Source organism: Meiothermus taiwanensis WR-220 (assembly GCF_003568585.1).
GTDB classification, from domain to species: Bacteria; Deinococcota; Deinococci; order Deinococcales; family Thermaceae; genus Meiothermus; species Meiothermus taiwanensis.
In genome coordinates this window covers 1,044,280-1,070,014 of record NZ_CP021130.1, presented here as the reverse complement: position 1 = coordinate 1,070,014, position 25,735 = coordinate 1,044,280, and the positions used below count along the sequence as shown (strand labels likewise).

General features: G+C 62.1%; 25 protein-coding genes, 1 tRNA gene and 1 pseudogene. 15 read left to right on the top strand and 12 right to left on the bottom strand.

Going from position 1 to position 25,735, the window contains the following annotated elements; genetic code table 11:
• Positions 1 to 35: 35 nt before the first annotated feature.
• Entirely contained in the window at positions 36 to 1,019 is a 984-nt protein-coding gene (locus tag MTAI_RS05375; protein ID WP_027888966.1) for a YpdA family putative bacillithiol disulfide reductase, read from the bottom strand.
• Positions 1,020 to 1,120: 101 nt separating this feature from the next.
• Between MTAI_RS05375 and MTAI_RS05370 the strand changes: the two genes are divergently transcribed.
• The 5 genes from MTAI_RS05370 to MTAI_RS05350 are packed head-to-tail and all read left to right on the top strand — an operon-like array spanning position 1,121 to position 6,351.
• Entirely contained in the window at positions 1,121 to 2,185 is a 1,065-nt protein-coding gene (locus tag MTAI_RS05370; RefSeq protein WP_027888965.1) for an alpha/beta hydrolase, read from the top strand.
• A 40-nt stretch (positions 2,186 to 2,225) separates the two neighbouring features.
• Positions 2,226 to 2,909: a GNAT family N-acetyltransferase gene (locus MTAI_RS05365; RefSeq protein WP_187388608.1), complete on the top strand. Its 684-nt coding sequence runs from the start codon at positions 2,226 to 2,228 to the stop codon at positions 2,907 to 2,909.
• Between the two features lie 37 nt (positions 2,910 to 2,946).
• Positions 2,947 to 5,196, top strand: a complete 2,250-nt coding sequence (locus MTAI_RS05360) for an FdhF/YdeP family oxidoreductase (RefSeq protein WP_223299633.1) — start codon at positions 2,947 to 2,949, stop codon at positions 5,194 to 5,196.
• Positions 5,132 to 6,004: a formate dehydrogenase accessory sulfurtransferase FdhD gene (gene fdhD, locus MTAI_RS05355; protein WP_027888947.1), complete on the top strand. Its 873-nt coding sequence runs from the start codon at positions 5,132 to 5,134 to the stop codon at positions 6,002 to 6,004. The genes MTAI_RS05360 and fdhD overlap by 65 nt, the downstream gene beginning before the upstream one ends.
• Before the next feature lie 23 nt (positions 6,005 to 6,027).
• The gene (locus MTAI_RS05350; RefSeq protein WP_027888948.1) at positions 6,028 to 6,351 is read left to right on the top strand and encodes a DUF503 domain-containing protein; all 324 of its coding nucleotides are present in this window, start codon (positions 6,028 to 6,030) and stop codon (positions 6,349 to 6,351) included.
• A gap of 87 nt (positions 6,352 to 6,438) precedes the next feature.
• Here MTAI_RS05350 and MTAI_RS05345 read toward each other — a convergent pair whose 3' ends face one another.
• Positions 6,439 to 7,632: a thiolase family protein gene (locus tag MTAI_RS05345; RefSeq protein ID WP_027888949.1), complete on the bottom strand. Its 1,194-nt coding sequence runs from the start codon at positions 7,630 to 7,632 to the stop codon at positions 6,439 to 6,441.
• 408 nt (positions 7,633 to 8,040) lie between these two features.
• On the opposite strand from MTAI_RS05345, the pseudogene MTAI_RS05340 reads away from it, so the two are divergent.
• The 3 genes and pseudogenes from MTAI_RS05340 to MTAI_RS05330 all read left to right on the top strand — a co-directional run bounded on the left by MTAI_RS05340 (position 8,041) and on the right by MTAI_RS05330 (position 10,489).
• A pseudogene (locus tag MTAI_RS05340) lies at positions 8,041 to 9,134 on the top strand (integrase core domain-containing protein).
• 9 nt (positions 9,135 to 9,143) lie between these two features.
• Positions 9,144 to 10,226, top strand: a complete 1,083-nt coding sequence (gene rodA, locus MTAI_RS05335) for a rod shape-determining protein RodA (RefSeq protein ID WP_027887358.1) — start codon at positions 9,144 to 9,146, stop codon at positions 10,224 to 10,226.
• Positions 10,227 to 10,309: 83 nt separating this feature from the next.
• Entirely contained in the window at positions 10,310 to 10,489 is a 180-nt protein-coding gene (locus MTAI_RS05330; RefSeq protein WP_027887357.1) for a twin-arginine translocase TatA/TatE family subunit, read from the top strand.
• On the opposite strand, the gene MTAI_RS05325 is transcribed toward MTAI_RS05330, so the two are convergent.
• From MTAI_RS05325 to MTAI_RS05280, 10 genes are all read right to left on the bottom strand, one after another.
• Entirely contained in the window at positions 10,486 to 11,502 is a 1,017-nt protein-coding gene (locus tag MTAI_RS05325; protein ID WP_027887356.1) for an ABC transporter ATP-binding protein, read from the bottom strand. The genes MTAI_RS05330 and MTAI_RS05325 overlap by 4 nt on opposite strands.
• On the bottom strand, positions 11,469 to 12,149 hold the full coding sequence (gene modB / locus MTAI_RS05320; protein ID WP_027887355.1) for a molybdate ABC transporter permease subunit: 681 nt from the start codon (positions 12,147 to 12,149) through the stop codon (positions 11,469 to 11,471). Before modB ends, MTAI_RS05325 begins: the two co-directional genes overlap by 34 nt.
• Positions 12,146 to 13,000 (bottom strand): molybdate ABC transporter substrate-binding protein, encoded by an 855-nt coding sequence (gene modA / locus MTAI_RS05315; protein WP_027887354.1) that lies wholly within the window; start codon positions 12,998 to 13,000, stop codon positions 12,146 to 12,148. The genes modB and modA overlap by 4 nt, the downstream gene beginning before the upstream one ends.
• 44 nt (positions 13,001 to 13,044) lie before the next feature.
• Positions 13,045 to 13,593: a PadR family transcriptional regulator gene (locus tag MTAI_RS05310; RefSeq protein WP_027887353.1), complete on the bottom strand. Its 549-nt coding sequence runs from the start codon at positions 13,591 to 13,593 to the stop codon at positions 13,045 to 13,047.
• 82 nt (positions 13,594 to 13,675) lie between these two features.
• Positions 13,676 to 14,116, bottom strand: a complete 441-nt coding sequence (locus tag MTAI_RS05305) for a c-type cytochrome (protein ID WP_027887352.1) — start codon at positions 14,114 to 14,116, stop codon at positions 13,676 to 13,678.
• A gap of 33 nt (positions 14,117 to 14,149) precedes the next feature.
• Positions 14,150 to 14,602, bottom strand: a complete 453-nt coding sequence (locus tag MTAI_RS05300; protein ID WP_027887351.1) for a c-type cytochrome — start codon at positions 14,600 to 14,602, stop codon at positions 14,150 to 14,152.
• A gap of 89 nt (positions 14,603 to 14,691) precedes the next feature.
• Positions 14,692 to 15,717, bottom strand: a complete 1,026-nt coding sequence (locus MTAI_RS05295; protein WP_027887350.1) for a polyamine ABC transporter substrate-binding protein — start codon at positions 15,715 to 15,717, stop codon at positions 14,692 to 14,694.
• An 18-nt stretch (positions 15,718 to 15,735) separates the two neighbouring features.
• Positions 15,736 to 16,515, bottom strand: a complete 780-nt coding sequence (locus MTAI_RS05290; protein ID WP_027887349.1) for an ABC transporter permease — start codon at positions 16,513 to 16,515, stop codon at positions 15,736 to 15,738.
• Positions 16,512 to 17,375 (bottom strand): ABC transporter permease, encoded by an 864-nt coding sequence (locus tag MTAI_RS05285; RefSeq protein ID WP_027887348.1) that lies wholly within the window; start codon positions 17,373 to 17,375, stop codon positions 16,512 to 16,514. The genes MTAI_RS05290 and MTAI_RS05285 overlap by 4 nt, the downstream gene beginning before the upstream one ends.
• Positions 17,368 to 18,510 (bottom strand): ABC transporter ATP-binding protein, encoded by a 1,143-nt coding sequence (locus MTAI_RS05280; RefSeq protein ID WP_027887347.1) that lies wholly within the window; start codon positions 18,508 to 18,510, stop codon positions 17,368 to 17,370. The genes MTAI_RS05285 and MTAI_RS05280 overlap by 8 nt, the downstream gene beginning before the upstream one ends.
• A gap of 190 nt (positions 18,511 to 18,700) precedes the next feature.
• Here MTAI_RS05280 and MTAI_RS05275 point away from each other — a divergent pair.
• The 7 genes from MTAI_RS05275 (at position 18,701) to secD (ending at position 25,638) form a co-directional block, all read left to right on the top strand.
• Positions 18,701 to 18,787 (top strand) — tRNA-Leu (locus MTAI_RS05275).
• Between the two features lie 214 nt (positions 18,788 to 19,001).
• Positions 19,002 to 19,481 carry a ribosome maturation factor RimP gene (rimP, locus tag MTAI_RS05270; protein WP_119361636.1) on the top strand — a complete coding sequence of 160 codons (480 nt, stop codon included), beginning with the start codon at positions 19,002 to 19,004 and terminating at the stop codon, positions 19,479 to 19,481.
• Between the two features lie 39 nt (positions 19,482 to 19,520).
• Positions 19,521 to 20,699: a transcription termination factor NusA gene (gene nusA, locus MTAI_RS05265; RefSeq protein ID WP_027887345.1), complete on the top strand. Its 1,179-nt coding sequence runs from the start codon at positions 19,521 to 19,523 to the stop codon at positions 20,697 to 20,699.
• Between the two features lie 27 nt (positions 20,700 to 20,726).
• A complete protein-coding gene (locus MTAI_RS05260) occupies positions 20,727 to 21,020 on the top strand; it encodes a YlxR family protein (protein ID WP_081698367.1) in 294 nt (97 codons plus the stop codon).
• Between the two features lie 29 nt (positions 21,021 to 21,049).
• On the top strand, positions 21,050 to 22,765 hold the full coding sequence (gene infB / locus MTAI_RS05255; RefSeq protein WP_027887344.1) for a translation initiation factor IF-2: 1,716 nt from the start codon (positions 21,050 to 21,052) through the stop codon (positions 22,763 to 22,765).
• A gap of 151 nt (positions 22,766 to 22,916) precedes the next feature.
• Positions 22,917 to 23,237: a hypothetical protein gene (locus MTAI_RS05250; protein WP_027887343.1), complete on the top strand. Its 321-nt coding sequence runs from the start codon at positions 22,917 to 22,919 to the stop codon at positions 23,235 to 23,237.
• A gap of 121 nt (positions 23,238 to 23,358) precedes the next feature.
• Positions 23,359 to 25,638 carry a protein translocase subunit SecD gene (secD, locus tag MTAI_RS05245; protein WP_027887342.1) on the top strand — a complete coding sequence of 760 codons (2,280 nt, stop codon included), beginning with the start codon at positions 23,359 to 23,361 and terminating at the stop codon, positions 25,636 to 25,638.
• The last annotated feature ends 97 nt before the right edge of the window (positions 25,639 to 25,735 follow it).

The following is a 25,735-nucleotide window of genomic DNA, read 5'->3' as shown; positions in this document are numbered from 1 at the left end:
CTCAGAGTCTCACATGTATCCGGCCGAGCACAGGCTCACACAATTACGCCGCTCGCTCTCTGCATGCGCGCGACCATTTCCTGCACAGCTTTTCTGGCATGCTCCCGACCGTTCTCGATAAACACCGTGCGGGTATCGGCCCCGTACCCCGCACTCCCGGCCACAAAGAGGCCCTCGAGGCTGGTCTCGTAGGCCTCGCTGAGCACCGGTGCATCACCTTGGTAGGCCACCCCGGCCCGGCGCAATAGCCCATCTACGGCTCTGTAACCGATGTGGATGAGCACAAAATCACAGGGGATGCTCTGGAAGCCCTGCTCGGTCTCCACCACCACCTCGCGCGGGGTAATCTCCCGCACCCTGGCATTCAGCAAAAGCTCAATAGAACCCTCCTTCACCCGGTTCTCGAAGTCGGGTTTGAGCCAGTACTTGACACTGGGCCGAATCTCCGGCCCGTGGTGAACCACCGTAACCCTGGCCCCCCCGCGGTAGAGCTCGAGGGCCGCCTCCACCGCGCTGTTGGATCCCCCTACCACCACCACCCGCTGGTTCCAGTAGGGCAGGGTCTCGTCCAGGCCGTAGCGCACGTGGGGTAGATCCTCCCCCGGCACCCCCAGGCGGTTGGGGTTGTCGTAGTAGCCCGTCGCCACCAGCACAAAGCGGCTCTTGAACTCCCCCTCCCCATCGCGGTTCCGGTAGACAACCCTGAAATGCCCCACCTCGGGGTGGATCCCGGTCACCTCGGTGTAGGTGCGGATCTCCAGGCCTTCGTTCTCGGCCACCCGGCGGTAGTACTGCAAGGCCTCGCGGCGGGTGGGCTTGGCCGAGAGTGAAGGGAAAGGGTGCCCCCCGATCTCGATGTTCCTGGCCTCGCTGAAGAAAACCGTCTCCTTAGGCCAGCGGTACAGGGTATGCACGATGGTGCCCTTCTCCAGCACCACCGCCCGCAAGCCAGCCCGCTTGGCCTCAATGGCAGCGGCCAGCCCCACTGGCCCAGCCCCCACAATCACCAGATCCCACATACGCCAAAGAATACCCAGCCTGGCTGGACTCGATTGTTCCGGTAACAGGTTTGTAACAACTACTGGGTAACATAGCAGCGTATCTAAAGAAGGAGCGTGCTATGGGTTCCATCCCAAACTTGTCAGGCCTGGTTTCCACCATGATCGAGACCCCTCGTCTCAAGATGCACGTGCTGCTGCGGGGCCCTTCCGACGGTGTACCGGTGCTCCTGATTCACGGCAACGCCAGCAGCAGCACTTTTTGGGAAGAAACCATGCTGGCCCTGCCGGAAGGCTTTTGCGCCATCGCACCCGACCTGCGCGGCTACGGCGACACCGAGGATAAGCTGATTGATGCCACCCGCGGCTGCATGGACTGGGTAGACGACCTCTTGGGCTTAATGGACTCGATGGGCTATGCCCGCTTTCACGTGGCTGGGCACTCGCTGGGCGGCAGCGTGGTCTGGGCCCTGCTGGCAGCGGCCCCCGAGCGCATCTACACCGCTACCGTCATCGCACCGGGCTCCCCTTTTGGCTTTGGCGGCACCAAGGATATCCGGGGCACCCCCTGCGCCCCCGATTTTGCCGGCTCGGGGGCCGGCCTCGTGAATCCCGAGTTTGCCCGGCTCATTGCCGAAGGCTACCGGGGCAGTGAGTTCCAGGCCGCCCCCCGCAACGTTATGAACAGCTTCTACTGGAAGCCGCCCTTCCGCCACCCCCGCGAGGAGGCCCTGCTCTCGGGCGTGCTCTCGGAGAAAATTGGGCCCGACAAGTATCCCGGCGACGCCGTGCCTTCGCCGCACTGGCCGGGGGTGGCCCCTGGAAAGTGGGGGCCGGCCAACGCCATCTCGCCCAAGTACGTGGGGGATAGCGTGGAGAAAATGCTTTCGGCACCTATTAAGCCCCCCATCCTCTGGGTGCGCGGTTCCGACGACCAGATCGTGGGGGATATGAGCCTCTTTGATATGGGCACCCTGGGCAAGCTGGGGGTGGTGCCCGGCTGGCCGGGCGACGAGGTGCACCCGCCGCAGCCGATGGTGGGGCAGACCCGTTATGTGCTCGAGCAGTACGCTGCCAACGGCGGCTCTTTCCGCGAAGAGGTGATCCCGGACAGCGGCCACTCGCCCCACATGGAAAAGCCCCAGATCTTCGACCCGCTGTTTCATGCCCACCTCAGGTCGGTGTAAGGCCATCGCTCAGGTACCTGAATGGTAGGCTCATCCAGCGATGAGGCCCTATCTGAATGAGTATTTTCTGGCCGCTCGGGTAGAACCAGCGGACATGGATCGGCTCTGGGCCGAGGGCTGGCGCCACTTTGGCGCGTACTTTTTTAGGTACAGTCAGGCTGGAAGCCAAACCGTGCTGCCCCTGCGGGTGCACCTGGCCCAGTTTGCCTTGAGCCGGAGCCAGCAGCGGGTGCTCAGGAAGAACCAGGACATCCAGGTAAAGCTACAGCCGGCCTTCGTGAACGCCCAGGTGGAGGCGCTTTTTGCCCGGCACAAAACCCGCTTTTCCCACAGCATTCCCAAAAGCATCTACACCTTCATCTCGCGGCACCCGGCCCATATCCCCTGCCGCTGCCACAGCCTGACCCTGCACCACCAGGGCCGCCTGGTGGGCATCAGCTATCTGGACGAAGGAGCGCAGGCCACCTCGAGCGTCTACCAGTGCTTCGACCCCGATCTCTCCAGGCGCAGCCTGGGCATTCTGATGATCCTTCACTCGATCCTGCTCTCGCGGGCCTGGGGCAAGGCCTACTACTACCCCGGCTACGCCTACCTGGAACCCTCCGAGTACGACTACAAAAAGCGGCTGGGGGCGCTGAAGTATTTCGACTGGCAGGGCAACTGGCTCAAGTTTGAGGACAACCCCGCGCTCACACCCCCTTCCCCCGGTCTGGCCTTAGAATAGGGGTGTTCAGCGGAGGCAGGAAGTGGCACTCAAGCCTGTGAAAAAAGGGTGGAGCCCCGAGACCTGGGTGAGCCTGCGGCCCTTTGGGCTGGGGCTGCAGAAGCCCAACAACTTCCTCGAGGTCTTCCGGGCCTTCTTCGAGAACGCCGACAACCTCGAGTACGCCTGGCGCATCCTGCGCGATGGGGTCTGCGACGGCTGCGCCCTGGGCACCTATGGCCTTAGGGACTGGACGATTGAGGGCATCCACCTTTGCAACGTCCGGCTGCGGCTCTTGCGGCTCAACACCATGGAGCCCCTGAACGCGGAAGTTTTGCGGGATGTTGAAAAGCTTAAGTCCAAAAGCTCCGCCGAGCTGCGGGCGCTGGGCCGCCTGCCCTACCCCATGCGCCGCCGCCGGGGGGAACCGGGGTTCACCCGCATCAGCTGGGACGAGGCCCTCGACCGCATCGCCTGGAGGCTCAGCAAAACCCCTCCCGAAAAGATGGGCTTTTACCTGACCAGCCGGGGCATTCCCAACGAGACCTACTACATGGTGCAAAAAGCGGTGCGGGCCCTGGGCAGCAACAACATCGACAACGCCGCCCGCATCTGCCACAGCCCCAGCACCGTAGCCCTCAAAGCCGCGCTGGGGGTGGCCGCCACCACCTGCAGCTACCGAGACCTGATCGGCACCGACCTGGTGGTGTTTTTCGGTTCCAACCCGGCGGTCAACCAGCCGGTGATGATGAAGTACCTCTACTACGCCAAAAAAGCCGGCACCCAGGTGGTCTGCGTCAACCCCTACCTGGAGCCGGCCATGCGGCACTACTGGGTGCCCTCCGACCCCGAGAGCGCCCTCTTTGGCACCAAGATCACCGACCGCTTCTTCCAGGTTCAGCCGGGGGGCGACAACGCCTTTATCACCGGAACCCTCAAGCACCTCATCGAGCAGGGCTGGCTCAACCAGGCCTTTATCGCCGAGCACACCGAGGGCTTTGAGGCGCTGGCCGAGCAGATCCAACAAACCCCCTGGGAGACCCTCGAGCGCCTGAGCGGCCTCTCCAAAGCCGAGATGCTCGAGTTCGCCCTGCTGCTTTCCAAGGCCGACAGGGCCGTGCTGGTCTGGAGCATGGGCATCACCCAGCACCCCTGGGGCGAGGAGAGTGTGCAGAGCATCATCAACCTGGGCCTGGCGCGGGGCTACCTGGGGCGCGAGGGCTGCGGCCTGATGCCCATCCGCGGGCATTCGGGCGTGCAGGGCGGGGCCGAGATGGGGGCCTACGCCACGGTGTTCCCCGGGGGGCTTCCCATCAACCCCCAGACGGCTAGGGAGCTGGAAAAGCAGTGGGGCTTTGCCGTGCCCAGCCGGCCGGGCCTGACCGTAACGGAGATGCTGGAGGGGGGCCTCGAGGTGCTGTGGAGCATAGGGGGCAACTTCCTCGAGACCCTGCCCAGCCCAAGCCAGGCCGAGGCCCAGCTGGCCCGGGTGCCGCTGCGGGTGCACCAGGACATCGTGCTCTCCTCGCAGATGCTGGTCGAGCCCGCCGAAGAGGTGATCCTGCTTCCCGCCACCACCCGCTACGAGATCCCGGGCGGCTGCACCGAGACCACCACCGAGCGCCGGGTGGTCTTCAGCCCCGAGATCCCCGGCCCCCGCATCCCCGAGGCCCGCTGGGAAGGCCAGGTCTTCCAGGATGTGATCGCCCGCATAGGCCCGCCCGAGCTGGCCGAAAAGGTGCGCTTTGCCGACACCGCCGCGGTGCGGGCCGAGATCGCCCGGGTGGTTCCCTTCTACGAGGGCATCCAGCACCTCAAGGCCAAAGGCGAGGCCTTCCAGTACGGGGGGCCCCACCTCTGCCCCGGCGGGGTCTGCCCCACCCCCAGCGGGCGGGCCCGTTTTCTGCCGGTCGCGCTGCCGCAAAGACCTGTGCCCGAGGGCGCTTTCCGGCTGGTCACCCGGCGCGGCAAGCAGTTCAACAGCATGGTGCAGGAGGCCACCGACCCCATCAACGGCGCCCCCCGCGACGCCGTTTTGATGAACCCAAAGGACATAGAAAAGCTGGGCCTAAAGCCCGGCCAGCCGGTCTGGCTGCACAACCCTTTCGGCACCCTGGCGGGCCGGGTCTTTGCCGCCGAGGTGCGGCCCGGCAGCCTCCAGGTGCACTGGCCCGAGGGCAACGCCCTGATCGACCCTAAGCTGCGCTCGAGCCAGGCCAAGATACCGGCCTACAAAGAGGCGTATGTCTACATCCACACCCAACCACCGCCCCAAAGCCCGCACCCGGACCCGGCTGCTGCGGATTGAGCAGGGCCAGGCCGCGGCCAGGCTTGACCAGCTCGCCACCGAGGAGCCGCTGGAAATTCGGCTGCTGGCCTCGGGCAGCCCAACAGAGCGCAAAACCCTGGCCGTCACCATGCGCACCCCCGGACACGACTTCGAGCTGGCCGCGGGGTTCCTGCTCGCCGAGGGTCTGGTAAGCCGCCGGGAAGAGATCCGGCGCATCGCCTACTGCACCGACCCCGACGAGCCCCAGCAGTACAACATCGTGAACGTCGAGCTAAACACCGCCATCCTGCCCGAGCTGGCCCCGCTGGAGCGGCACTTCTTCACCACCTCGGCCTGCGGGGTGTGCGGCAAGGCCGGCCTGGAAAACCTGCGGCGCCGCTATGCGCCATTGGACACAAGCTGGAAGGTCTCGAGCCGGGTCATCGCCCAACTTCCCCACCGGCTTTACGCCCAGCAAACCCTTTTCGCCCAGACCGGGGGGCTGCACGCCGCCGCTTTGTTCGACCGAGAGGGCCGCCTCCTGGCCCTGCGCGAGGACGTGGGCCGCCACAACGCCCTAGACAAGCTGCTGGGCTGGGCCCTGCTGGAAAACCGCCTGCCCCTTTCCGAGCAGATCGTGCTGGTCAGCGGGCGGGCCAGCTACGAACTGGCGCAGAAAACCCTGGCCGCAGGGGCCCCGGTGCTCTGTGCCATCTCCGCCCCCAGCAGCCTGGCGGTGGAGCTGGCCCGGGCCTTTAACCTCACCCTGATCGGTTTTTTGCGGGGCAGCTTCAACGTGTACAGCGGCGCAGAGCGCCTGCGGCTCGAGGCCCCGGCACAGACTTAGCGAGGTGTGGCAGAATCTGGGGTATGAAAGCCTACCTGGGCCTCTACACCGCCCGCCTGGAGATGCCCTGGGTGAGAAGCCTCAAGGAAAAGCGGGCCCTGGTCAAGCCCACCATCGAGCGGCTGCGGGCGCGCTTTCCGGTCTCGGCGGCCCGGCTGGCCGGGCAGGACGAGCACGGCTGGGAGGTGGTGGGCTTCAGCCTGATCGGCTACGACAGCGTCTGGGTCGAGACCGTGCTGCGCCAGGCCGCCGAGTTCATCGAGGCCCAGGCCGAGTATAGGGTGACCGAAGCTAGCTGGAGCATCGAAGAGGTAAGCTTAGAAGATCTGCTCCCGGCCTGGGCCTGAACGGCTTTTACCCTCGCTTCTGGGCCGGCTCGATCCTTGGCCCTGAACCCAGCGGTATCCCACAGCCGTCGAGCTGCGAACCCAGACCTACCCGACGGCCTCCACCGCCATGGCCGTGGAACCGCCGGTGCCGTGGCAGATGGCCGCCAGGCCGCGCTCCTGGCGGTGGGTGTGCAGGGCGTGAACCAGGGTGGTCAGGATGCGCGCCCCCGAGGCCCCGATGGGGTGGCCCAGGGCGATGGCCCCGCCGTGCACGTTCAGGCGATCCATGGGCACCCCCAGCAGGCGACTGAAGAGCAGGTTGTTGAGGGCAAAGGCCTCGTTGTTTTCGAACAGGTGGAAGTCGGCAATACCCATATGAAGCTTCTCCAGCAGTTTTTTGACCGCCGGAACCGGGGCTTCGGGGAAGCGCCAGGGCTCGCCCGCCGCCCAACTGCTGCCCAGGATGCGGGCAATAGGCTTTAGGCCGTACTTCTGCACAGCTTCGGGGCTGGCCAAAAGCAGCGCCGAGGCCCCGTCGGAAATTTGCGAGGAGTTGCCCGCGGTCAGCACCCCGTCTTTTTTGAAGGCCGGGCGCAGGGCCGCCAGCGACTCGAGGGTGGTCTCGGGCCGCACCCCCTCGTCTTTTTCGACTTTTTCCACCCCCTTGCGGGTCTTGACCTCGAGGGGCACCATCTCCCGGCTAAAGTAGCAGGCCTCCTGGGCCCTGGCGGCCCGCCGGTGCGACTCCAGGGCCACCTCGTCCAGCTCGGCCCGGGTCACCCCAAACTCCGCCGCCAGGCGCTCGGTCTGGTCGCCCATGGCCTCGCCCGTAAAGGGGTCGGAGAGCCCGTCGCGCTGCAAAATGTCCTGCAGTTGCTCGGGCGCACCGGCCAGGTACTTGTAGCCCCAGCGGGCCCGGTGAGAAAGGTAAAAACCGGTCTGGGTCATGGACTCCATCCCACCGGCCAGCACCAGCTCGGCATCGCCATTTTTAATGGCCAGCGCAGCGTTGGCCACGGCCTGCATCCCCGAAGCGCACACCATGTCCACCGCGTAGCCGTCCACGCTGTTGGGAATCCCCGCCTTAAAAGCCGCCTGCCGGGGCGGTAGCTGGCCGTGTCCGGCCCGCAACACCTGCCCGAAGACAAATAGGTCGAGCTCGGCCCCGCTCAACCCGGCCTGCTCGAGCGCCGCCTTCATCACATGCGCCCCCAGGTCTACCGGTGAAAAGTCCTTGAGCGCGCCGCCAAACCGCCCAATCGGGGTGCGCACCGCCGAAACCACCCATACCTCACGCATAACTGCCTCCTGCCGATATATTACGCCATTTTGACCTGCTAACGTAAATCCGTAAGGTATTGGCCGCTGCGATCCGGGCCCAAACCACCTCCGGCGACCGGCCGGCGGTATGGCGCCAGCCCGCTACAAACATAAACCACCCCCACCGGGGTGGCCTTGCAAAGCACCCTCGACCTAGTGGTCTTTGTTGGGTAGCCCCTTGTCTTTGACCAAAAATATGAACATCAAGAGCAGCAGCACGATAACCACAGCCGCACCCACAGTGATGATCTCGTCCATGGTTCAATATCCTCCGTTACGAAGTTTAGCACGGCTTGTGGACATCTGAGATGTGCTCGGCCGGATACATGTGAGACTCTGAGCGAAAGAGAATAGGGGGAACCGACTCTGGAAAGGAGGTTCCCCCAGATGCAGCTTACTACAGTTGGAAAACCCCTGCTCAAAGCCGCCAACCAAGCCAGCCAGCTCGAACAAGCAGGCGCCGGCGACCCCGTCGTGGCCGAGCGCCTGCGGAAGCTCAAACTGGTAGAGACCCTCAGAAAAAAGAAAGTTCCCTGGGACGAAGTCCAAAAGCTGGTAGGCATCAGCAAGGCCACCTACCACCGCTGGAAAAAAAGACTCGAAGAACAAGACCTTGCCGGCCTCAAACCCAAAAGCCGCAAACCCAGGAAGCTGCGCCGGAAGGTACACTGGAAACCCGATGTCCTCATACGCATAGAGCGGCTGCGCAAACAAAACCCCACCTGGGGCCGCTGGCGCATCGGGCAGAGACTGCACAGAGAGGGCTACACCCTAAGCGAACGCACGGTAGGACGCATCCTGAGCTACCTGGAGCGAAGCGGCCGGGTGGAGCCGGTGAGCGCTTTCCTGGCCAGAAACCGTAAGGCCCGTTTGCGCAGGAAGAGCCAGCGGCCCTATGCCCGGAGGAAGCCCGCGGAGTACACGGCGCTGCGGCCTGGGGATCTGGTACAGGTGGATACGCTGTGGGTGGATCTGGGGGACGGGACGGGTCTGCGGCAGTTTACGGCGGTGGACACGGTAAGCCGCTGGGGGACGGCGGGGGTGTACAGCCGGGCGAGTGCTAAGACGGCGCTGGATTTTCTGCAGCAGCTGGTGCGGCGATGTCCTTGTGTCATCCGTGCGATCCAGGTGGATGGGGGCAGCGAGTTCATGGCGGAGTTTGAGGAGGGTTGTCGGGTATTGGGGATAGAGCTTTTTGTTTTGCCGCCGAGGAGTCCGAAGCTGAACGGGATGGTAGAGCGGCTGCAGCGGACGTTTCGGGATGAGTTTTACACGCGGGCTTTACCGCTGGGGATAGAGGCTATTCAAGGGGAGCTGGAGGGTTATCTGGAGCACTACAACCTGCACCGGCCGCACATGGCCCTGGGGGGGTTGGCGCCGGTGGAGTACCTGGCTAAGCTACAGGAGGTGTCGGTTCCCCTGGAGTCTCAAATGTATTGACCGATTACATGAGACTGACAAATCTCACCCTGGCTTTATAGACTGTTGGGGTGACGCTGCGCAGGGTGCCGGTTTTTGCCTACGACTGGGTGCTGGTTGGCCTGGTGTTGCTGATTAATCTGATCGGCCTGGTCACCCTCTACAGCGCAGCGCCCAGCCAGGGGGTCTGGCTACAGCAGATGCTGGCCTTCCCCATCGCTTTGTCGGTGGGCCTGCTGGTGCAGTTGTTCTCCCGCCGTCAGGTGCTTTCCTGGGCCTTTCCACTGTATGCGGTCTCGCTGGTTTTGTTGGTGCTGGTTTTGCTGGTTGGGCGCGAGATTAACGGGGCCAAGGCCTGGTTCAACCTGGGCCCCTTGAGCTTTCAACCGCTCGAGCTGGCTAAAATCGGCCTCATCCTGGTGCTGGCCAAAGTGCTGGCGGCCCGTCCGCTGGAGCGCTGGCTGGATTATGCGCTGCCGGTTTTGCTGGCAGCCCCTGTCCTGGGCCTGGTGCTTATCCAGCCCGACCTGGGGGGCACCCTGGTGCTTATCGCGGGGCTGCTGGGGATGCTGTTTGTGCGGGGCATGCCCACCATTCATATCGTGGTAGGGCTCCTGGCGGTGCTGGTGCTGGTGCCCACGGTGGTCTGGCCCAACCTGAGCCAGTACCAGCGGGATCGGGTGGAAATTCTGTTCGACCTGTCCAAAGACCCCAAGGGCAAGGGTTTCCAGCAGATCCAGTCCACCATCGCCATCGGCTCGGGCGGCCTGATGGGCAAGGGCTTCGGGGCCGGCACCCAGACCCAGTTGGGGTTCGTGCCCGAGCGCCAGACCGACTTCATCTATGCGGTGCTGGCCGAAGAGTGGGGCTTTGTGGGCGCCTCCACCCTCATGGTGCTGTACGCTTTGCTCTTTTTCCGGCTAGGCCGCATGGCGCTGGAATGCGTGCGCCTCGAGGATCGCCTCATCATCGTGGGGGTGCTCTCGATGCTGGCCTTTCAGGTCGTGGTCAACATTGCCGTCACGCTGGGCCTGGCCCCGGTAACCGGCCTGACCCTGCCCCTGGTTTCCAAAGGCGGCAGCAGCCTGATTATGGTGTATCTGGGGCTGGGGCTGGCCCTGCTCATCCACCGCGACCGCTACAGCGAGGTATGAGCGGTTTTCACATTCCTGTTACCTTATGGCTTTACAGTTGGGTTTATAACGCTCGGCGTATACTGGAACCAAGGAGGAAGACCATGCCTTTAGGCCCCACCGAACTCATCATCATCCTGCTGATTGTGGTTTTGTTGTTTGGCGCTCGCAAGCTGCCCGAGCTGGCTCGAGGTCTGGGCCAGTCGGCCCGGGAGTTCCGCAAAGGGTTGAACGAGGACGAGAAAAAACCCGAAGAAAGCAAACCCGAGCAAAAACAGTCTTAGATTGTGCCAGACCCCGGTATCAGGTGCAAAAAGCGGGGCTCGAGGGCAACCTCGAGCCACTGGCCTTCGGCAAGCTCGAGCTGGGCCTGTTTGTAGCGCGGTAGAAAGAAGGCCAGGCCGACAGAGCCCACCCCCAACTCCCCCCGTAGCCGCAGGCCCTGCACGCGCAGGTTCCGCACCTGGCCCCGGATGCGGTTCTCGGGGCCCTCCTGGGTAAAAACCTCCTCCGGGCGAACGCCCAGCATCACCCGCTGCCCAACCGAAATGCCGTTTCGGTAGGGGGCTTTGAGGATGCCCAGGGGGGTTTGCACCTGCACCCACACCCCATCCACGGCCAGAACCGTGGCCTCCAGAAGGTTGCGAAAGCCCACCAGCCGGGCCACCTCGAGGCTCGCGGGGCGGGTAAATACCTCCTCGGAGCTTCCCTGTTGGGCCAGCCCCGCTTTGGTCAACACGGCCACCCAGTCGGCCCGCTGGGCCAGCCACTGGTCGTGCGTGGCCGCCAGGGTGGGTATCTGCAGCGATCGAAGGCGCTCCAGCACCCCCGCAAAAACCTCCTCCCGGGTAGCCACATCCAGGGCGCTGGTGGGCTCGTCCAGCAGTAAAATCTGGGGTTCCCGGGCCAGGGCCCGGGCCAGGGCCACCCGCTGCTGCTGCCCCCCGGACATCTGGCGGGGGTAGCGTTCAGCCAGTTCGGCCATCCCCATCAGCTCGAGGTAGGCCAGGGCCTTTTGCCTACGGGCCTGGAGGGGCAGGTGGGCCAGCGGAAAGGCCACGTTCTGCCAGGCCCGCAGGTGGGGGAAGAGGGCAAAGTGCTGGGGCAGGTAGCCCACCGGCCGCGCCTCGGCCCGCAGCCCAGCAAAGGGCTGGCCCCTGGCCGGAATCAGGCCGGCGATGGCCTTGAGCAGGCTGGTTTTTCCCACCCCGCTCTCGCCCAGCAGTACCGTAAAACCCCGCACCTGCAGGCTGAGCTCGAGCTTTACCGGGTGCTCGAGGGCATACGCAATCTCCACGCATCCTCCAGGGTGCGCACCAGGTAGACCAGGGCAAAGCTCACCACAAGCAAGACCCCCGAGGCCTCGGCCGCCCGCCCAAACTGCAAGGCCTGCACCTGATCGTAGATGTAGATGCTGACCATCTGGGTTTTGCCGGGCAGGCTACCCCCCACCATCAGCACCACCCCAAACTCGCCCAGAATGTGGGCAAAGGCCAGAATGGAGCCCGACAGAATCCCCGGCCAGGTGATGGGCAGGATGACCTCGAGCCAGACCCGCCGAGAGCCCGCACCCAGCGTTCGCGCGGTCTGAATCAGATCCAGATCCAGGCTGCGAAAGGCCTCGCGGTAGCCGTTCAGGGCAAACGGCAGGCTAAACAGCACCGACCCCACCACCAGCCCCTCGAAGCGAAAAGCCCAGGTCACACCCAAAAACTGCGCCAGAGGGCCGTTCTGCCCCAGGAGCAAGAGCAGGTAAAACCCCAGCACCGTGGGCGGTAGGGTGAGGGGCAGCAGCACCACCGATTCCAGCACCCGCTTGCCCCAGAAGCGCTTGTGGGCCAGCACCCAGCCCAGCGGCAGCCCTAGCAAAAGCAGAATCAAGGTGCTGACCAGTCCGACCTCGAGGGTCAGGCGCAGGGTCTGCCAGAACACAGGGTCGCTCATGGGGCGGGTTTCTCTCCCGGCAGCAAAAACCCGTATTTACGCAATACCTCATGGGCCTCAGCGGTGTCTATGTACTCATAAAAGCGCCGCACCTCCGGGCGGTTCTGGCCGCGCAGAATTACGTAAGTCTGGTTAAGGCGTAGATGGCTGCTCAAGGGGGCCAGCCAGTACACCCCGGCCTTCTGCATAACCTCGCTCTTGGCAAGGGAAAGGGCCAGCAAACCAATATTGGTGCTGGTCAGGGCCAACTGGGCGGTCTGGGAGATGTTCTCACCGTAAACAAACTCAAAACCGGTCTTGCCCCGCCGCAAAAAGCTCAGGTCAAAGTAGGCCGCAATGCCTCCAGTCATCTCTTCCCACCTTACCGAACGGGTCGGGCGCAAAAAACCAAAGTGCTCCAGAAACGTCACCCCAGCGCGGCCATAAGGGGCGTGCATGGGGTTTGCTATAGCCAGCTGGGTAATCCGCGGGTCGAGCAGTATACGCGGCCCAAGCTGCCGAGGATCCAGCCCTTGTTGAACCAGACCATTGGAGGCCCAGATAACCAGACGGCCCACCGCGTACAGGCGCAAAGTGCCCGGCTCGACACGCCCGGCCTGCTGTAGTTGCATCGGGTAGGCTTCATCCGCCGAGAAAAACATATCGGCCGGCAGCCCCTGCATCAATTGGGTGTAGAGCTTGCCCGAGGAACCAAAGGTAAGCTCGACCCGCATACCCGGGTTCCTGAGTTCAAAGCGCTGCGCGATCTCGCTCAAGGCATACTGTAGGTCGGCGGCCGCCACCACCCGTACCGTGTTTTGTGCCAGGCCAAGCCCCAGCAACCACAACCCCAAGCACAGCCAACGAATCATCTGGGCCTCCTTATTAGTTACAGTGTAACTATATGGGCCCCAACCTATTTAGACAAGTCCTCCCTTCGTGCTAGGAGTTGCTGGATAAACCCCAGGCTGGCCTTGGCCATCTCCATGCGCCACAGGATGGCGACCAGTTGAATGCGTTTTGCCGTTTGGAAGCGCTGCTGCAAATCCTCGAGGATGGCTTCAAAAACCCCTTCCTGGGCCTTCAACAGCGGCTCGAGGTCGTGCTTCAAGCGCAGTAAAAAAGCGATCTTTAGCCGCAGATCTGAGCGGCCATGGCGCAGGCGCGTTACAGGGGTGTGCAGCCACCCAAAGGCCGCTTCCTGGCCGGTAGGCGTGGCCCTGTAGAGCGTTCGGGGTGGGCCGGCCTCACCCTCCTCCTGTCGGATGGCTTCAATCAGCCCGCGGGCCTCGAGGTGCGCCAAAGCCCTGTAAACCTGCGTGCGCTGGATACGCCAGATGTCCCCCAGTTCCCCGTTGGGAGCAAACAGCGCCGCAATGCGGAACCCGTGTGCCGGCTGCTCCAGTAAAGCGGCCAAAACCGCCCAGTCGGAGGTTGAGAGCTTGTGGATTGCTGCTGCACTCACCCCTACAGCCTACGCAAGGCCATACCAGGGCTGTCAAACCCAGATACCTGCCAAGGAATGAGTGCGAGACAGCCCCATCAGGTCATCGTAAGCCCAGGGCCTTGCGGGCTTGGTTAACCTGGGCCGAGGTCAGGGTTTTGGCCCGCTGGGCCTTCACTTCGTCGGCGGTGAACGGCTTCTGGCCCGGCGGCAGTCTGTTGCCCCACTGGGTGGATATATGGTTGAGCAGGGCTGCTAGCTCGGCGTCACTTAGCTGTCGATACCCTGGCATAACCCCGTTGTAGTTGCGCCCTTTTACGCTAATCTCACCGCTCATACCCCAGAGCAAGAGCTGAATAAGCCAGGTTCGACCCCCTTTGGCCGCTAAAATCTCCGGAACATGCCCGGCCAGCGGGGGAAACACCCCGGGGATGCCCGCGCCGTTGGGCTGGTGGCAGCCCTGGCACTGCTGGTACAAAGCAGCGCCATTTTGCGCAAAAACCGGAACCAGCATCAGCATCAACACAGCTAGCAATCGTGGCATTCGGCACCTCCTCAGCCCAGGCCTCGAGCCCTTTTACGGCACATTGATCCGCGAGCGCAGATCACCTATTTGTTGAGGGGTTGGGCGGTTGGTCACATTACGGGCGCTGCGCACCTCTGCTGCCGTGATAGGGCGGTGATCGCGCGGCAGTAGCTTATCGTTGCCCCAGGCGTTCAGAATGTAGTTGAGTAGGCTGGCAATCTGTTCATCGGATAGCTGTGCAAAAGCTGGCATCACACCGTTGTAGGTAGTGCCTTTAACCCGCACCGGGCCTTGCATACCGAATAGCATCACATTAATCAGGTGGGCCCGGCCCTCGGGGGTTTTCGCCAGCTCGCTGGCGTGGGCTGCCAGGGGCGGGAATGCGCCCAGACGCCCCTGCCCGTTGTCGCCGTGGCAAAACGCACAGTTCTGCTGGTAAAGCTGGGGCCCCGGCTGGGCCAGCGCCAGGCTGAGAACTGCTAGAAGCCCAAAGAGGTATCTCACACCTCGAGTATAGCCCCGCACCGCCCAGCAAAAGTAAGTTTGCGTCCTTAGCGACCCTTACGTTAAGCCAAGCTCAAGGCAACCCAGCGCTAACGGGATTTCACCTCCGCCCAGACTTTGTTGAAGGCATCGGCCTGCTCCCCAAGGTCGGCGAGCAGCTCGAGGCGTTCCCTTATCTCCGGGCTGGGGTAAATGATGGGGTTGTCCTTTTCTGCAATTTGATCCATGGCCGCTGCCACCGGTGTGGCATAGCCAATCGAGTTGGAGATCTGCGCGGCAATCTGGGGCTCCAGCAGGAAGTTGATGAACTTATAGGCCAGCTCATGGTTGGGGCTCTTCTTAAGCACCACCAGGTTGTCCGTCCAGAGGGTGGCCCCTTCAACGGGAATCACATATTTGAGCTGGGGGTTCTCGGCCTGGGCCGCCAGGATATCACCCGAGTAGGCAGGCCCCACAGCGATATCGCCGGCAATCAGGCGGTCGCGGATGCTGGTTCCACCGGCAAAGCCCTGCGAGCGCCGCTTGGCCCCGAGCAGAAGCTCCTGCACCTTGGCGAGCTTCTCTGGGTCGGTGGTGTTAACCGACTCCCCCTGGTATTTGAGGGCCGCCCCCATCATCTCGCGCATCTCGTCCAGCAGCAGGAAAGGCCCCACCTGTTTGGCCGGATCAAAGATCACCGCCCAGCTTTCTACTGGCCCCTTTACCAGGTCTTCGCGGTAGGCCAGCCCGGTGGTGCCCCACTGGTAGACCACACTGTACCTGCCCCCCGGATCGAAGGCCGGGCTGGCGAACTGGGGATCGAGGTTCTGCAGATTGGGAATTTTGCTCTTGTCGAGTTCCTGCAGGCTACCGGCTCGAGCCAGCGACCCCACCGTGTAGTCGGCGGTAATCAGCACGTCGTACTCGGCATCGCCCCCGGCTTGCAGCTTGGAGAGCATGGCCTCGGGGGAGTCGTAGGTGTCCTCCACCACCTTGATGCCCTCGCGCCTTTCGAACTCTTCAAGCACCTCCTTGGGCATGTAATCCGACCAGTTCAACAGGCGCAGCTCTTGCTTCTTCTGCCCACAGCCGGCGACCAACAGCCCCAACAAAGCCACTACCCACACTCTGTTCACTCTCAACCTCCCTCTATATCAGACACGCCTCTTCCAGAAGAGTGCCCCAAGCAACAACACCAGAATTGTAATCCCTACCATCAGAGTAGAGAGCGCATGTATTTCCGGGCTTATTCCCAGCTTAACCGAAGAGTAAATGTACAGCGGCAGCGTGGTGGAACCCGGGCCCGCGGTGAAGAAGGTCACCACAAAGTCGTCGAGAGACAGGCTAAAGGCCAGCAAAGCCCCGGAGATCACCCCCGGCATGATCAGGGGCAGCGTAACCTCGCGGAAGGTGAGCCAGGGGGTCGCGCCCAGGTCTTTGGCGGCCTCTTCCAGGGTAGGGTCGAGCAGCATCAGCCGCGCCCGCACCACCAGGGTCACATAGGCGATCTGGAAGCTGATGTGGGCCAGGATGATGGTAAACAAGGACAGCCGGGGCCAGCCAATAGCGTCGCGCACCACATCAAACAGCAAAAGCAGCGAGATCCCCATCACCACATCCGGCACCACCACCGGCACGTACAGCAAGTAGCGCAGGGCGTTTTGCCAGCGGAACCGGTAGCGCACCAACCCCACCGCCAGCAGGGTTCCCAGAATGGTTGAGACTGCGGTGGAGACCACCGCCACAATCAGGGTGTTGGTGAGGTACTCGAGGATTCTTTCGTTGTTGAACAAACGGATATACCAGTCAAAGGTAAAGCCGGTAAAACGCACCCCAAAACGGCTTTGGTTGAAGGAGAGCGCCACGATCACCGCTATGGGCAGGTACAAAAAGGCAAAAACCAACCAAGCGTGCACAGCCAGCCAGCGTTTCATACCAGCCTGTCCAGCCCTTTCTCGCCCTGGGTTCGCGCGTAAAGCCACAAGCCCAGCAGCACCATAGCCATCAGCACCATGCTGACTGCGCTGCCAAAAGCCCAGTTCTGGGCGGAGCCAAACTGAAGCTGAATCAGGTTGCCCACCAGGATCACCTTGCCCCCACCCAGCAGATCGGCAATGACAAAGGTGCCCACCGCCGGAATGAACACCAGCAGGAAACCGGCAAACAAGCCCGGCACCGTCTGGGGAAAGATGGCCTCCCAAAAAGCCCGGATGGGCCTGGCCCCCAGGTCGTAGGCCGCCTCGAGCTGGCTCCAATCAATGCGCTCAACAGCCGCATAGAGCGGCAGCACGAAAAAAGGCAGGTAGGTGTACACCGTAGCCACGTACACCGCAAAGGTAGAGGGCAGCAGCTCGAGAGGTGGCAGGCCAAAAGCCGTGATGAGTCCGTTCAAAAGGCCCTCTTTCTGGAAGACCACAATCCAGGCGTAAACCCGGATCAGGAAGTTGGTGAAGAACGGTATGACCACCAGCAGCAGGAGCACCTCTTTGTAGCGGCTCTGGGCGATGTAAAAAGCCAGTGGGTAGCCCAGCAGCATGATCAAGACTGTTGACCAAAAGCCAATCCAGAGGCTACGCCCGATGATCTCGATGAAAAGTGGGTCGGAAAAGAAACGCACGTAGTTGTGAAGGCCCAGGGGCGGCACCAGCTGGCCCAGGCTTCCCCGGCTCATCAGCGAGGCCACCAGCATAACCAGGGTTGGAATCAAAACAAACAGCACCAACCACAAGCCCCCCGGCCCCACCGTTACCAGCACCTGTCGCAGGCGTTCCCAAGGGGTGGCGGCTTCACGCATAGGGGTTGCTCCCTTCGCTCCCGCCCTGAATAACTACCAGTTTTTCCGGGGTAAGGGCCACCCAGACCTCCTCGTCGTAGGCAAACTCCTCATGGCCGGGCTCCTGAATGTCGTGGTTGAGGGTCTCACACATCAACCGCTGGCCACCCGCCACCAACACATACTGGTTCTCCGAGCCGGTGTAAATGATGTCGTCCACCCTGGCCCGGAATACGTTGGGCAGGTTCGGCTTTTCGCGAAAAAGGCGAATTTTTTCGGGGCGAATCGAGAGCAGCACCTCCTGACCAGGGGTCAGGGCATCCTCGTCGTCGAGCACAAACTCACCCAGCGCTGTCTTAACCTTGCGCGGCTCAATGGCCTGGGCCGGAATCAAGTTGGAGTCGCCGATAAACCTGGCTACAAAAGCGGTTTGCGGCAGCTCGTAAATCTCCTCGGTGGGGCCCAGCTGCTCGATGCGGCCTTTATTCATAACCGCGATGCGATCCGACATCACCAGGGCTTCTTCCTGATCGTGGGTCACGAAAATGAAGGTGATGCCCAGACGCTCCTGCAGGTTCATCAGGTCGACCCGTAGCTCCTGGCGCAGCTTCAGATCGAGGGCTGAGAGCGGCTCATCGAGCAGCAACACCTCCGGCTCATTCACCAGGGCCCGGGCCAGGGCGATCCGTTGCCGCTGCCCCCCCGACATCTGATCCGGGCGGCGCTTCTCATAGCCCGGCAGGTTGATAAGCTCGAGCGCCCACTGCACCCGCCGGGCGATCTCATCACGGGGCATTTTTTTCATCCTGAGCCCAAAAGCGATATTCTGCTCCACGGTCATGTGTGGGAAGAGGGCGTAGTTTTGGAAAACCGTGTTGACCGGGCGCAGGTAAGGCGGTACCTGGGTCATGTCCCTGCCCCCGATGATAACCCGGCCTTCGTCGGGGGTTTCAAACCCCGCAATCATACGCAGCAGCGTGGTCTTACCACAGCCCGAGGGTCCCAGCAAGCTGAAAAACTCACCGTCGCGAACCTCGAGGTTCACATCTTCTACCGCCTTCTGGTCGCCAAAGCGCTTGGTGACCCCCTCGAGGCGCACCGCAATGTGCTCACCTAGCTTTCGCTCGCGTCGGCTGCGAAAAAGTGTCGGCCCCACAAGGCAGAGTCTAATCTTTGATGGAGCCCAGCGACAACCGCCCCCACCCTGAACACTCACCACTTTCTCTCCCCCAGCTCCTGAAGCAGTTTCCCGAGCTTCGCCACCACCCGCTCGCGGCAGGGAGGAGGCCCCGATTACACCCCCTTGACGAAATCCATCTAACTAGCTAATATTCTCCTTGCTGTGCGCCGGGATGGCGGAATTGGTAGACGCACATGATTCAGGGTCATGCGCCCGCAAGGGTGTGCAGGTTCAAGTCCTGTTCCCGGCACCAACCACCCCCCTCATCGAGGGGGGTAATGCTTTTGAGGCCATTCCTGTGCACAAGCAGGGGATCGCCCTTGGAGCACCGCTTACGCTGGTATGGCGGTTTGCCTCACATTGCCTTCTTAGCAATGGGTGCTAAAGTATACTGTTGAAGTTCTCCCGAGATTCCGAGGGGGTGGGTTATCAACCCACCCTTCTTGCTTGGGGGAGGAGGTGAAGGAGTGGAGCCAGAACATCCCTTGCAGGCAGGCGGCACCCCCCAATGGAGCCAGGTGGCCGAAAGTGTGCTGGCCCCGCTGGGTTACGAGGTGCTCGAGGCGGGCCTCAAGAGCGGTAAAAACCCAGTGCTCTTGGTGCGCATCGAGCGGAAAGACGAAGTGCCCATCTCGCTTGCCGACCTCGAGCGGGCCAACCGCGCGCTCAGTGCTCACCTAGACACCCTCGAGGCCCTGCTGCCAGCGCGTTACCTGCTCCAGGTGGAGTCGCCAGGTGCCGACCGCCCGCTCTTCACAGCCCGGCATTTTGAGCGCTTTGCCGGGCTGAAAGTACGGGTACGCAGCCCACAAGGCAACTTTACCGGGCGAATCGGGGCGGTCAGGGGTGAGATGGTCGAGTTTCTACTGGAAAAAGACGAGACGCGCAGCCTGCAAATCGGCACCTTTAAGGCCACCCTCGCAGAGTGGCCGGATAAGCCCAGGTAGAGTGGGCTATCGGAGCATTAGGCAAGAGGAGGAACATCTGTGAACAAAGATTTTGTAGACGCTCTATCCCAGGTAGCCCACGAGCGTGGGGTCACCGCAGAAGAACTGATCTCCAACTTTGAGGAGGCCTTGAGGCTGGCCTACCTCAGGCAAAAAGGCTTCCGCCCTAAGGATGTGGAAGAAGAGGGCAAAGGGCCCATCATCGAGGTGCACCTAGACCCCCAGGAGGGCCACCTCGAGGTGCTGGAGATACGGCGGGTGGTCGAGGAGGTCAAAGACCCCGATAAAGAGATCGACCTCGAGACTGCCAAAAAGTATGACCCCGAGGTCGAGCTCAACGAGGAGATGGAGTTCCCGGTAGATCCCGAGGAGTTCAGCCGCATCGCCGTACAGATTGCCAAGCAGGTGCTCACCCAGCGCCTCAAAGAGGCCGAGCGCACCCGCGTGCACAACGAGTACAAAGACAAAGAAGGCGAGGTGGTCACCGGCAGCGTAGCCCGTGTAGATAACCGTGGCAACGTCTACGTGGAGCTCGGACGCGGTGAAGCCCTGATGCCACAAAAGGAACAAATCCCTACCGAGCGTTATCATCCCGGCCAGCGCATCAAAGTTTATCTAAAGCAGGTGCAGCGCTCGAACAAAGGGCCCAGCCTGGTGGTGTCTCGTGCCCACGAAGAGCTGCTGCGCTACCTGTTACGCCAGGAAGTACCCGAGATCGCCGAAGGCATTGTGGAGGTCAAAGCGGTCGCCCGTGAACCCGGCAGCCGCTCCAAAGTGGCTGTGGTAAGCCACAACCCCAACGTGGATCCCATTGGTGCCTGCATCGGGCATAAGGGCCAGCGCATTCAGGCGGTTTCTGCCGAGCTGGGGCGCGAGCGGATCGATATCATTCAGTGGAGCCCCAACCCCAAAGAGTTCATCCGCAATGCGCTCTCTCCCGCTACCGTTGGTGAAATCACCATAGAAAACAGCGAGAACGGGCAGAACCGCGCCAGCGTGGTGGTTGCCAAAGATCAGCACTCCCTGGCCATCGGCAAGGCTGGACAAAACGTGCGCCTGGCTTCCAAGCTGACCGGCTACGAGATCAATTTCGAGGAAGCCGAAGAAATTACCGACCTTGACGCAGCCATCTTGAAAGCTGCCGAAAGGGATGAGTCGTCCAGGGTCTCCAGCGATGCCAAGAGCCGCTTTGAAAGCCTGTTCAAGGACGACGAATAACCCTCTACAGTCCAGCACGGAGTGGTAATGTCCAGGGCCAAACACATCCCCATCCGCCAGTGCATTGCCTGCCGAGAACGCAGGCCCAAACGCGAATTGTTGCGGATTGTGATGACCGAGGGAGGCCCCGTACTCGATCCCACCGGCCGCAAGCCAGGGCGCGGTGCTTACGTGTGCCCCGATCGCCCTGAATGCTGGGCCGAAAAAAAACTGCGTCGTCTCGCCGGAGCGAAAGCAGCAGAACTTGCCTTGGCACTACAGATGGTTTTGGGAAACGCAGCGCGTCCGGCTTCGCAGAATGAGCAGCCATCACCGCAGTGACTCTAGGCATATTAGAACCGGAGGTCAGCATGGCAAAAATCAGAATCTATCAGCTCGCTAAAGAACTCGAGATGTCCAACGACGAGCTGCTAAAAATCCTCGACGATATGGGGGTCACCTACAAGTCCCATGCCAGCACCCTCGAGGAAGACACCGCGCTGGCAGTCAAGGAGCTCATCGGCGAGCAAAAGGTGGCCGAGGCTGCCCGAAAAGCCGAGGAAGCCCGTAAGTCCATCCCCCACCGTCCTCCAGTGGTGGTGATCATGGGCCACGTGGACCACGGCAAGACCAGCCTGCTGGACTACCTGCGCAAAAGCCGCATCGCTGAGAAAGAGGCCGGGGGCATCACCCAGCACGTGGGGGCCTTTGAGGTAAAAACCGCTGGCGGCACCGTGGTGTTCATCGATACCCCAGGCCACGAGGCCTTCACCACCATCCGCCAGCGCGGCGCCAAGGTTGCCGATATAGCCGTTATCGTGATTGCAGCCACCGAAGGGGTGATGCCCCAGACCAAGGAAGCCATCGCCCACGCCAAGGCTTCCGGGGCCAAGATCATCTTTGCAGCCAACAAGATGGATCTACCCGGTGCTGACATCAACAAGGTCTACCAGGACTTGATGCAGCTTGGCCTGGTGCCGGTGGCCTACGGGGGCGATGTCGAGGTGCTACCCATCTCAGCCAAGACCGGTCAGGGCGTGGCCGATCTGCTCGAGACCATCCTGCTAATGGCCGAGCTAGAAGACCTGCGGGCCGACCCCAAAGCCGAGGCCCAGGGGGTGATTCTGGAGGCTCGAGTAGATAAGCAGGCTGGGGTTCTGGTAAGCCTGCTGGTGCAGCAGGGCACCCTCAAAATCGGTGACTATGTGGTGGCAGGCGAGTGCTGGGGCAAGATCAAGGCCATGTCCGATGCCGACGGCAACCGCCGCACCGAGGCCGGCCCCGGAAGCGCCGTGCAGGTGCTGGGTTTCTCGGAGCTACCCTCTGCCGGCGAAACCTTTACCTGGGTTCCCGACCAGGTGGCCGCCAAGGAGATTACCGAGGAGCGCATCGAAGAGCGCAAAGCCTCCGAGGCTCGAGGCGATTTTCAGCGTGCCCGCAGCCTGGCCGACCTGATGCGCAAGGTGCAGCAGGACGAGCAAAAAGAAATCAACCTGATTCTGCGGGCCGACACCCAGGGGTCCCTCGAGGCCATTCAAAACATCCTGGCTAAAGAAGCCACCGAGGAAGTCAAAATCAACGTGCTCCTGGCCGCCGTGGGCGCGCCCACCGAATCGGACGTGCTGCTGGCCTCCACCGCCAACGGGGCCATTCTCTCCTTCAGCGTCAACCCCAGCAGCTCGGTCAAGAAGGCCGCCGAACAGAAAGGTGTGCCCTTACAGAGCTTCCGCATCATTTACGACCTGATCGATGAGATCCGCAAGATGGTCAAAGGGCAGCGGGAGCCGGTTTACAAAGAGGAAATCCTGGGAACCGCTGAAGTTCGGGCCATCTTTAAGCTAAGCCGTGGGGTTATTGCGGGTTGTATGGTCACCTCAGGCAAGATTACCCGCAGCGCCGATATCCGGGTGCTGCGCAAGGGTAAGGAGATCTGGAAAGGCAAGATCGCAGGGCTCAAGCGCCTCAAGGATGACGTGCGTGAGGTGGCCCAGGGCTTTGAATGCGGCATTCTACTGGATGGCTTTGCCGACTTTCAGGAAGGGGATATCCTCGAGGCCAGCCAGCAGGTCGAGGTGGCTACGGATTGAGGTCAAGGCCCGTCGCGAACCCGCCCTATGCTGGCTAGGGGCCTACAACACCCCCGGCCAGTAGAGTTGCGCCGGAGAGGCTTGTTCAATCTGGCCCGACCGCGCTGGCTAAACCAAGCGCTTCCGGTATACAGTGATTGGGCTACAGGTTATGCAACGCTGGCAACACTGGTTCACCCTGGCTACCCTGGCCTTGATCGCCCTGGGGCCAGGGCTCTTCTGGTCGCCCAGCAAGGCCAAAACCGGCAGTGGGCTGAGCCAGGGCTGGATGGCCGTTCCCCTGCCCCAGCCGCTGCTCGAGGCCAAGGCCAAGTACAATCCCCTGGGGCTGGGGCTGGTGCTGAACGCCCTGGAACCGACCCTTCGCAGCCGCACCCCCCCGTCGGGGCAGGAAACCCCTTCACACCCAGCTCCATTCCCCAAACGACGGCTGTATTTAACCTATGCCCGCTTGCAAACCGATGGCGGATAGCCCACTCGTTGCGCACCCCTTTACTAAACCATACGACCCTCCACCCTCCTCACTGAGCCTGGACGATGAAGCAGCGCTGCCTGTCGCTGGGCTCACCTGAAAAGTAGCAACGGGAACGGATATGACCAACCGCACGTGGAAAGCAGTTTTTCTGATCGGGCTACTCCTGGCCGCCATTGTGGGGCTATTCCGCCCCTGGGAGGCCCGTAACCCACAAAAACCCTTGTTACCCGCCGATGGTCTGATCCGGCTGGGCCTCGACCTGCAAGGGGGCTTGCGCATCACCCTCAGGGTGGCCGAGCCCAACCCCGATCCCTCCGTGGCCAAAACCGAGCTGGATGTGGCCCGCACCGTTATCGAGAACCGGGTCAACGCCATTGGGGTGGCCGAGCCTTTGGTGCAGGTACAGGGCAACGACCGCATCATCGTGGAGCTGCCGGGCCTGCAACAGGATCAGCAGGAGCGCGCCCTGGGCCTGATCGGCCAGACCGCCCGGCTCGAGTTTCGCATCGTCAACCAAGGGGCTACTGGCACCACTGTGGCACAAATTAACGAGCAGCTACGCATTTCTGGCCTCAGCGGTGCTGCCCTGGCTGCCCGCCGGGCCGAGCTCGAGAAAAACCTCTACAGGCTCGAGGATCTGGGCCCTCCCCTGCTCACCGGTAGCGACCTTCGTACCGCCAATGCCTCTTTTGACCAGTTTGGACGCCCTCAGGTGGATATGGAGTTCACCCCCGAGGGGGCCAAAAAGTTCGAGGAGGTCACCCGGGCCAACGTGGGCCGCCAACTCGCCGTGGTACTCGACGGCAAGGTCTATACTGCCCCCAGCATCCGCCAGGCCATCGCCGGTGGACGGGCCGTAATCGAAGGGCTTTCTGGGGTGCAGGAAGCCTCCGACATCGCCCTGGTGCTGCGCTCCGGCTCGCTGCCGGTCAAGCTGGAAGTGGCCGAGACCCGTGCCATCGGCCCCACCCTCGGCCAGGACGCCATCAATGCGGGTATCCAGGCAGGGGTAATCGGCACAATTCTGCTGTTTATCCTGATTTTCGCTTACTACGGCTTCTGGATGGGCCTGGTGGCGGCCCTGGGCCTCATCTACACCGCTATCCTGCTGCTGGCCTCCATCTCGCTGCTGGGGGCCACCCTTACCCTGCCGGGCATCGCCGGCCTGATTCTCACCCTGGGTGCTGCGGTAGACGGCAACGTGCTCTCCTTTGAGCGCATCAAGGAAGAGATCAAAATGGGTAAGAAGTTCCGTCAGGCCATACCGGGCGGCTTCTCCCATTCGATCATTACCATCCTCGACGTCAATATGTGCCATCTGCTGGCCGCAGCCGCCCTCTACCAGTACAGCACCGGGCCGGTGCGGGGTTTTGCGGTCATGCTGGCCTTGGGGGTGGTGACCTCGGTCTTCTCCAACCTGGTCTTCAGCCGCTGGCTTTTAGAGCTCATCGGCGACCGCCGCGAGATCAGGCCCCCTTACTGGCTGTGGGGTACCAAAATCGACTTCCTGAGCATCTCGCGCTATGTTACAGCGGCTTCCCTCACGCTGGCGGTCATCGCGACTGGTATCGTGTTTGTCAAAGGCTTCAACTTCGGCATCGACTTTACCGGCGGCACGGCCTTTACCATCCGCGTACCCGATGCGACCCGGGCCGAGCAAATCCGCAGCTTTCTCGATAACGCTGGTATCGCTGAGCTCCGTGGGGCCGAATCGGTTATCACCTCGCTTTCCAGCGTGAACGGCAACGAATTCTCGGTGCGGGTGCGGCAGATCAGCGAAGAGCAGCGCATCGAGCTGGAGAAAAAATTCCAGGAAAGTCTGCAGGCCACCATCCTCCAGTCCGAAACCGTAGGCCCGGCCATTGGTTCGGAGCTGCGCCGGAATACCATTTTTGCGGTGCTGATAGGTCTGGCGCTGATTCTAGTCTATGTGGCCTTCCGCTTCGACTGGGTGTTCGGTGTCGCTAGTGTGATTGCGGTGGGCCACGACGTGGCAATTGTGGCCGGCATGTACAGCCTGCTGGGGCTGGAGTTCTCGATTCCAACCGTGGCGGTTTTGCTCACCATCGTCGGCTTTTCCATCAACGACTCGGTGATTATCTCGGATCGTATACGCGAAAACCTCAAGATCATGCGGGGCAGGAGTTACTACGAGATTGTAAACGCTTCCATCAACCAGACCCTCTCCCGCACCCTCATGACCTCCCTCTCCACCATGCTGCCCATCCTGGCGCTGCTCTTCTTGGGCGGGCCGGTGCTGCGCGACTTCTCGCTGGCTATCTTCGTGGGCTTTGTGGTGGGTACGTACTCTTCCATCTACGTGGTTTCGGCCCTGGTGGTCTGGTACAAAACCCTCGAGCAGCGTCGCAAAGCCGCCGTGAAAGCCCGCTCGGCCTGAGCCAACCGCACATACCGGATACGGGGGGTGTGCTCTCGGAGCGTTTCCCATAAATACCCAGTACAGCGTATTTTGCTGTACTGGGTATTTAGCTACG

Coding starts and splice junctions, on each gene's coding strand:
- infB (WP_027887344.1), top strand. CDS start 21,050: ATGGCAAAAATCAGAATCTATCAGCTCGCTAAAGAACTCGAGATGTCC.
- MTAI_RS05250 (WP_027887343.1), top strand. CDS start 22,917: ATGCAACGCTGGCAACACTGGTTCACCCTGGCTACCCTGGCCTTGATC.
- MTAI_RS05330 (WP_027887357.1), top strand. CDS start 10,310: ATGCCTTTAGGCCCCACCGAACTCATCATCATCCTGCTGATTGTGGTT.
- MTAI_RS05350 (WP_027888948.1), top strand. CDS start 6,028: ATGAAAGCCTACCTGGGCCTCTACACCGCCCGCCTGGAGATGCCCTGG.
- MTAI_RS05365 (WP_187388608.1), top strand. CDS start 2,226: ATGAGGCCCTATCTGAATGAGTATTTTCTGGCCGCTCGGGTAGAACCA.
- modB (WP_027887355.1), bottom strand. CDS start 12,149: ATGAGCGACCCTGTGTTCTGGCAGACCCTGCGCCTGACCCTCGAGGTC.
- MTAI_RS05260 (WP_081698367.1), top strand. CDS start 20,727: ATGTCCAGGGCCAAACACATCCCCATCCGCCAGTGCATTGCCTGCCGA.
- fdhD (WP_027888947.1), top strand. CDS start 5,132: ATGTCTACATCCACACCCAACCACCGCCCCAAAGCCCGCACCCGGACC.
- modA (WP_027887354.1), bottom strand. CDS start 13,000: ATGATTCGTTGGCTGTGCTTGGGGTTGTGGTTGCTGGGGCTTGGCCTG.
- secD (WP_027887342.1), top strand. CDS start 23,359: ATGACCAACCGCACGTGGAAAGCAGTTTTTCTGATCGGGCTACTCCTG.
- MTAI_RS05290 (WP_027887349.1), bottom strand. CDS start 16,515: ATGAAACGCTGGCTGGCTGTGCACGCTTGGTTGGTTTTTGCCTTTTTG.
- MTAI_RS05370 (WP_027888965.1), top strand. CDS start 1,121: ATGGGTTCCATCCCAAACTTGTCAGGCCTGGTTTCCACCATGATCGAG.
- MTAI_RS05375 (WP_027888966.1), bottom strand. CDS start 1,019: ATGTGGGATCTGGTGATTGTGGGGGCTGGGCCAGTGGGGCTGGCCGCT.
- MTAI_RS05285 (WP_027887348.1), bottom strand. CDS start 17,375: ATGCGTGAAGCCGCCACCCCTTGGGAACGCCTGCGACAGGTGCTGGTA.
- MTAI_RS05305 (WP_027887352.1), bottom strand. CDS start 14,116: ATGCCACGATTGCTAGCTGTGTTGATGCTGATGCTGGTTCCGGTTTTT.
- MTAI_RS05345 (WP_027888949.1), bottom strand. CDS start 7,632: ATGCGTGAGGTATGGGTGGTTTCGGCGGTGCGCACCCCGATTGGGCGG.